Here is a 6,329-nt window from a genome sequence, read left to right as displayed (position 1 = left end):
GAAAATTTCTTAGAGACAAACTCACTTCCTTCCAATTAGAAACCTACATTGCCAAACATTTATCCATCATCCGATCTGACCCAATCGAACCTTCCAAAGAAAGATAAAAAGCAAGGTACCTGTAAGCTTCACTTATAGAGTAACATAATAGTTGAAAAATAGGGTTAAAAAACCTCCTTTTTGTGCGCCATAAATACAAAAACTATTCCCGTTTTGTCATGAACTGCTCGGACGGGAATAGTTTCTTTAATTGGTCAAATGCTTAACTTAATGACATTGCCTTTGCTCCACCTTTCCTGTGTATCAGTCCTTATCGCTTTGCTCTGTGATTGTTAGGTCCTGAGAGTTAACTGTTAGATCTTTATCTTGGTTGTTATCCATGATTTCAACCTTATAAGTTACTGTTTGACCATCATTATAAAGCTTGATTTCGGTGAGTTTGGCTGATGAATACTTAGCAAGTACAGCTTTTTCAACTTCTTCAAAAGTCTTCTTAGCGGTCCCTGACAGCTTGTCTTGAGCATCCAATTGCTCAGTTTTAGTGCTAAGAACCTTACCTGTATCAGCATTCAGCTCATACTCTTTTTCAATATCATTATCCTGAATATTAACCTCATAGTAGACTTGGCTGTTGTCAACCTTTAATTCAATTTTAGTGATCATTCCAGATTTAGCTTCTGCCAAGGCCTTATCCGCAGCTTCTTTGAAGGATAACTTAGGATTGGTTTTAGCCAAGGCGCTATCACTTTTATCGTCATCATGATATTCTTTGTCGCCATCAAACACACGATGCTCACCTTGCTCCTGAATATAGACATAAGCCGCTCCAGCACCCACTGCTACAGCACCTAGCAAAGCAATTCCTACCGCCGTTACTAAAAACCATTTTTTCTTGAACAAATCTTTCATTTATTTGACCTTCTTTCTTTTTTTATCAAATATCTTAATTTGATGGTTTTATTATAAACGAGAAAAATGAAGGGAAGATGAATGAGAAGAAATAAATGAGGGTGGAACAAAAAATCAGTCATTTATTTTCAACAAGTCCTAGTTATTGATTTGAAACGTTTTGGTGATAGAACTACCACTCCCGCTTCCGCACATCTTGTCTAGGCAGCAAGTGACTAGTTAAGATTGAAAATAAAGTCCAGTGGACCTTGTATTAAAAAGAACTGTGAGAATTGATTTATCAACAAATTAAAGGCTATCTGGGCACTGCACCTTGAGGTTAAACTATAAAAAAATAAGAAGTTGAGCATTTTATCTCAACTTCATTTCTTATAAATATCTTCAATCTTGATTTTAATGATGCGGTCCATATGCATAATGCCTGCTTTTTGACGGTAAAGGTGGGAGGCTGATTCAAAAAGCAAGTAAACCTTGTCGTTGCGACCGATGATTTGTTCCAGATAAGGTGGCAGGGTCATGCTGGCTATAGCATCGCCTTTGTCCAAGTCAAAGTTTGGGTCACCTAATTTGTTGCCAAAGATATAGAGTTTAGAATCTTTTGCTCCATAAGATTGCGACAACAAAATCTTATCTTCATAAAAACTGATGCCTTGGATCTTGTCGTAAGTTGGCCATGTTTGTGATGGTGCAACGGCATTTGTCTGATCCACATTGTTTTGCAGAAGCCCTTGGTCATCCATCGGATAGGCAGCGAGGACACCGTTACTGTTTTTATCAAAATATCCCACGTAAAGTGTCCCCTGATGGTAGGTCATGTATGATGTCAGCTTAACACCACTCAAGTCAGTTGAGATATCAAATGGCAAGAAGGTCTTGCTCTTATTAATGTCATAATTTTCAATACTTGACAGATTCAAGGCCTCAACCTGAGCATCACCTTGCTTATCAACAGCAGCTACCCAAAGACGGTGGTGTTCGTCATCATAAGTCAAGGCTCCTACATGGTCGATACACGACATACGCATGAAGAAAAAAGTTCCAATAAATTTCTGAAATACAAAAATTTATTCTGAAAAGTTAGGATGTCAAGAACAATAGTTACAGAAAGCAATTTTTTCAAGAGTTATTTTTGGAAAAGAAGACAACCATTTTTGAGTAAACTCTCTCGAAATACCTAAAAATTTGAGATTTTTATGTTTTCAAAAGTTTTTCAACAAATGATTTTCTTCATGCGTTTATCCTGATGGTCGATATCATCAAGTGCAATGGTTTTGATGTACTTTCCAGTCTTTTTGTCAACAAGCCAGAGCACAGAATTGTACGTCTTACTCTTACTGTAAGCTGATATGAGCAAGTATTTATCCTCAATAACAGCCATTCCCTGTGGATCCATATCTTTGGAAATACCAACCTTGCCAGCATTTTTGCCAGAATGCACAATAGCCTGCGTCTGCTCCAAACCTGGAATGATATAGTGATCCTGCTCGCCACTCTTGTCTAAATGTGAATAAACCTCTGGATACATGGTTTTCAATTTAGCCAAGAAATCCTTATCATTGTATGATACAGGATTGGTATTAGTTCCATTAACTACCGTTTTCTTAATGGCATGCTGTCCAATAACAAAATAATACACACTTGAAGCCAGCAAAATAAGTACGACTACTGCTACACCTAATAACTTTATCTTTTTAGACATCATCATCTCCTCAGTCTTTTTATTAACATTAGTATACCATAGCCCTCTCTCATCTCACCACTGTAAGCTATCAGAGACATTAAAATCCCAGTTGCTAGATTGCTGGGGCAGAGAGTCTCAAGACGATATGACTTTTATCACGCAACCAACCCTGATTGTCAATGGTGATAAGGATATGCAAGTTCCAACTGGGAACTCTTATATCATGCATGAGAAAATCAAAAACAGTCAACTGATCATTTATCCAAATGCAGGACACGGCTCTATTTTCCAAAATGCAGAAGAGTTTTCAAATGAGTTAATCGCATTTTTGGAGGAATAGTACCCGCTACTCTTGACGATACAAGGCTAGCAACGTCCCCAAAATCATCCCAGCTTGCTCTTGAAAGAGTTGATTGAGTTGGGTGGGATTTTCTGGCATACCGCGTGAGATCCACTCATTGATCCAGCCGAAAATGGCGTAGGCGAAAAATGATTTACCGTAGGCGACATCATTAGGCAGGTCAGCTGTTAATTCAATCTTTTCCTTTATAGTATCCACGATGACCTGAGTTAGCTGGTAGCGGTAGAGGATGCTGTAAAATTCCTTGTGTTCTTGAAAATGCTGGAAGAGGCTTTGAAAGACCCTATCAGGTGTTGACTGCGGGTTGGCTTCAAACGCTCGTCCCCATTCTTGCATGAGGCGGCGGGATTGCTGGGAGAGAACATCTTCTAGTGAAGAATAGTAACGATAAAAGGATGCTCGTCCGACTTGGGCTTTTAAGCAAACCTCCTTGACCGTCAGGTTGTGGAGGTCTTTTTCTTGTAAGAGTTGGATAAGGGTCTGGCTCAGCTGGTTTTCTACATAGTGTTCTTTCATGAGACATATTCTGCTTTCTGTCTTATTTCGCGTGAGACACTTGTCTCGTATCTTTTTTGATTGTATAATACTCCTAGTTTTTTCACAAGTCTGATGTGAAAAAAAGGAAGGAATGATGCATGAAAAAGATTCAAAAATATCTCTTGTGCTTGCTTGGAATTGTAGGAGGTTTGGGCCTGATGACTTACGTGACGCTAACCAACCATCCGCAGCTGGTAGTCGGAGTGATTCAATCTAGTCTCTATCAGGAGAGTTCACCCAACTCCTACAGTCCCCTTTATGATCCTATTGATGGTCTGAAAGAAAATGGTCTCTATCTAAAAAGTGAGATTGCTTACAGCAAGGAATATCCCAATAGCTTTTTAGATATTATTTATCCAGACCAAGATCTAGAAGTTGATCGCCCAACGCTTTTTTATTTTCATGGTGGTGGCTTCTTTGCAGGTAGTAAAAATATGGGTGATCCGCTGGCAGCCAGTGAAGCGACCTATTTGATTGATGATATAGTTTCAAAGGGGTATAATGTAGTAAATGTGGACTACGCTTTGGTGCCAGATTACCACTTTCCAACGTCCCTCATCCAGATGAATCAGGCCCTTTCCTACATGAAGGAACACGCTGAAGAATACCATTTGAATATGGACAAGGTTGTTCTAATGGGCTCATCAGCGGGAGCTATTATGGTTGCCCAATATGGCAGTATCTTAGCCAATCCGAACTACGCTCAGCTATTGGACATCGAGCCAAGCATCGCAAAAGATCAGGTCAAGGCCTTGGTCATTGATGATGCCCCTTTGGATTATCCTAAGCTTTCTCTGGGTGCCAAGATGCTGGTGGGCAACTACGTGGCAGGAACCATTTATCTCAGTCAGGAAGAAATCAATTCCTACAATCCCATTCTCCATGTGACCAAGGACTATCCAGCAAGTTTCCTTTTGGGCAGTGAATACCGTACCGACTTAATCACGCTACAAAAGGCTTTGAAACAGGCGGATGTTGCCCACGAGCTGGTCGATCCCTTGGCAGAAAAAGGGCTGGAAAAACCGCATGGTTTTGTATCGAATTTACGAACGGACCCTGTGTCTGCGGAAGCTTTTGACCGTATGATGCGCTTTTTGAATGAACGAACGAAAGAATGAAAATAACGAGTTTACACGATTTGCCACCAAAGTGGCGTAGATGGATGATTGGCTTACGAATTGCAGCGGTGCTTTTTCCCCTGTTATTCTTGCTCTATTTTTGGCTGACCTTGGGCTCCCTGATTCAGGTGATGGTGGGATAAGATGACCTTTAGAGAACTACCTAGAAAATGGAAAATCCAGTTGATCCTCTTGTCCCTCTGGACCGTTTTTAGTCTACTCTTGCTGGTCGGTTTTACCGTCTTTTTGCAGTCCTATCGTGCAAGTAATCAAGCCCACCGAGCAGTCTTGGTAAAGCCTGACAGTCAGCTGATAGGGGAGCGATTGGTGATTGAGCGACATGGAAAAGAGCCTGTTCGGGTCAATCTTTACCGTCCAAGTGAGGCAAGCCAGGATCCGCTTCCCCTGGTGGTCAATGTTCACGGTGGCGGATTTGTCGGAGGAGATGCGGATGTACTGGACACCCAAAGTCAGCGGCTGGCGGATCAATGGCAGGCTGTCATTGTAACGGTCAATTATACCAAGGCAGATCTGCAGCCCATTTCCTACGGAGCAGAGGAAATCAGGGACACGGTCTTGTATTTTGCTAAGGAAAAGGCTGCTTACGGAGTGGATCCGACTCAGTTTTCCATTATCGGCTACTCAGCAGGTGCTAACTATGCCGCCCTTGCCAGTGAATTATTGGTCAAGGATCGGTTTGACTTGGCAGGCTTAATCATGGCTTATCCCTGGACGACCGGGCTTTCTGTGGCAAATCAAGGGGAAGATTTCCCGCCAACGCTTTTTGTCTTGGCAGGTCAGGACCCCATTTCCCAAAAGGCCAAGCCCTTTATAGAAAACATGAAAGAAGCAGGTCGCACGGTGGATGTCATCGACTATCCAGAAGCCGTCCATAGTTTCATCGAGTCCAACAACCCTGAAGGCTTGACAGGGGCGACGATGGATATGTCCCAAGTGGTCAATGCAGAGCAGGAAAACTTGGCAAGACAGGCAGAAGCAGCAATCGGCGACTGGTTGGCCAGTCAGAAATGAAAGGAAATCAAATGGACACAAAAGATTTTTATTGGATTCGGGAACCCCAAAACTACCAGATTTCAGACCAGGAAATCAGAATCACAACCCAGGCCCATACGGACTTGTGGCAGAAGACTTATTACCATTTTGTCAATGACAATGCGCCACTGCTCTTGATGGATACGGAGGAAGAGTATTTTTCCTTTACAGTCAAGACAGACTTTTCCAATAGCCATACCCGCTTTGACCAGTGTGGTGTCGTAGTCTATCAGGACTCGGAAAACTGGATCAAGGGTTCTATTGAGTATGAAAATGAAGACTTTCAGCACTTGGGCAGCGTCGTGACCAATCACGGTTTTTCAGACTGGGCAACTCAGGAAATACCTGCTTCTGTTAAGTCAATCTATTACCGTTTGAGCCGACGGGGTAGCGATTTCTGCATTGAAAACTCTAAAGACGGTGTCCATTTTGAGCAGATGCGGATTTGCCACTTACATGAAGGCGGTGGTAAAATCCATTTCGGTATTTATGCCTGCTCGCCAGAAGATTCTTCTTTTGAAGCGGTCTTTTCCGAAATGAGCTTGACAGACTGCAAGTGGCTGGCCCATGATGGCCAGCAGCCAGATGAAAAATAGCCCCAAAGACTGAACAGGCGTTCGGTCTTTTTTCGGTGCTCTAGCAATTTTTCTGAAAGTAAGGTAAACTATAT

Annotated in this window: 7 protein-coding genes and 2 pseudogenes; 5 read left to right on the top strand and 4 right to left on the bottom strand. The window is 42.0% G+C overall.

Annotation, left to right across the window (positions count from 1 at the left end; all coding sequences use genetic code 11):
• Positions 1-148, top strand: a pseudogene (locus A3I7_RS13955) (IS4 family transposase); the annotation flags it as partial.
• Between the two features lie 155 nt (positions 149-303).
• Here A3I7_RS13955 and A3I7_RS0102600 read toward each other — a convergent pair.
• The 3 genes from A3I7_RS0102600 to A3I7_RS0102590 all read right to left on the bottom strand — a co-directional run bounded on the left by A3I7_RS0102600 (position 304) and on the right by A3I7_RS0102590 (position 2,608).
• Complete coding sequence (locus tag A3I7_RS0102600; RefSeq protein ID WP_018375224.1) at positions 304-909, bottom strand: PepSY domain-containing protein; 606 nt, start codon at positions 907-909, stop codon at positions 304-306.
• Positions 910-1,271: 362 nt separating this feature from the next.
• Positions 1,272-1,934: a hypothetical protein gene (locus A3I7_RS13045; RefSeq protein ID WP_051071836.1), complete on the bottom strand. Its 663-nt coding sequence runs from the start codon at positions 1,932-1,934 to the stop codon at positions 1,272-1,274.
• Between the two features lie 185 nt (positions 1,935-2,119).
• Positions 2,120-2,608 (bottom strand): hypothetical protein, encoded by a 489-nt coding sequence (locus A3I7_RS0102590; RefSeq protein ID WP_026217095.1) that lies wholly within the window; start codon positions 2,606-2,608, stop codon positions 2,120-2,122.
• Positions 2,609-2,711: 103 nt separating this feature from the next.
• On the opposite strand from A3I7_RS0102590, the pseudogene A3I7_RS0102585 reads away from it, so the two are divergent.
• A pseudogene (locus A3I7_RS0102585) lies at positions 2,712-2,930 on the top strand (alpha/beta fold hydrolase); the annotation flags it as partial.
• 6 nt (positions 2,931-2,936) lie between these two features.
• Here A3I7_RS0102585 and A3I7_RS12335 read toward each other — a convergent pair.
• Positions 2,937-3,467, bottom strand: a complete 531-nt coding sequence (locus tag A3I7_RS12335) for a TetR/AcrR family transcriptional regulator (protein ID WP_018375222.1) — start codon at positions 3,465-3,467, stop codon at positions 2,937-2,939.
• A 119-nt stretch (positions 3,468-3,586) separates the two neighbouring features.
• Between A3I7_RS12335 and A3I7_RS0102570 the strand changes: the two genes are divergently transcribed.
• From A3I7_RS0102570 to A3I7_RS0102555, 3 genes are all read left to right on the top strand, one after another.
• Positions 3,587-4,606: an alpha/beta hydrolase gene (locus A3I7_RS0102570; protein WP_018375221.1), complete on the top strand. Its 1,020-nt coding sequence runs from the start codon at positions 3,587-3,589 to the stop codon at positions 4,604-4,606.
• Positions 4,607-4,798: 192 nt separating this feature from the next.
• Positions 4,799-5,638, top strand: a complete 840-nt coding sequence (locus A3I7_RS13345; protein WP_169333802.1) for an alpha/beta hydrolase — start codon at positions 4,799-4,801, stop codon at positions 5,636-5,638.
• Positions 5,639-5,649: 11 nt separating this feature from the next.
• Positions 5,650-6,255, top strand: coding sequence for a DUF1349 domain-containing protein (locus A3I7_RS0102555; protein ID WP_018375218.1), 606 nt, complete (start codon positions 5,650-5,652; stop codon positions 6,253-6,255).
• Positions 6,256-6,329 lie beyond the last annotated feature (74 nt).

This window comes from Streptococcus orisratti DSM 15617 (assembly GCF_000380105.1).
Classification (GTDB): Bacteria; Bacillota; Bacilli; order Lactobacillales; family Streptococcaceae; genus Streptococcus; species Streptococcus orisratti.
This window is presented reverse-complemented; position numbering and strand designations above follow the sequence as displayed.

Coding starts and splice junctions, on each gene's coding strand:
- A3I7_RS0102590 (WP_026217095.1), bottom strand. CDS start 2,608: ATGTCTAAAAAGATAAAGTTATTAGGTGTAGCAGTAGTCGTACTTATT.
- A3I7_RS0102570 (WP_018375221.1), top strand. CDS start 3,587: ATGAAAAAGATTCAAAAATATCTCTTGTGCTTGCTTGGAATTGTAGGA.
- A3I7_RS13045 (WP_051071836.1), bottom strand. CDS start 1,934: ATGCGTATGTCGTGTATCGACCATGTAGGAGCCTTGACTTATGATGAC.
- A3I7_RS12335 (WP_018375222.1), bottom strand. CDS start 3,467: ATGAAAGAACACTATGTAGAAAACCAGCTGAGCCAGACCCTTATCCAA.
- A3I7_RS0102555 (WP_018375218.1), top strand. CDS start 5,650: ATGGACACAAAAGATTTTTATTGGATTCGGGAACCCCAAAACTACCAG.
- A3I7_RS0102600 (WP_018375224.1), bottom strand. CDS start 909: ATGAAAGATTTGTTCAAGAAAAAATGGTTTTTAGTAACGGCGGTAGGA.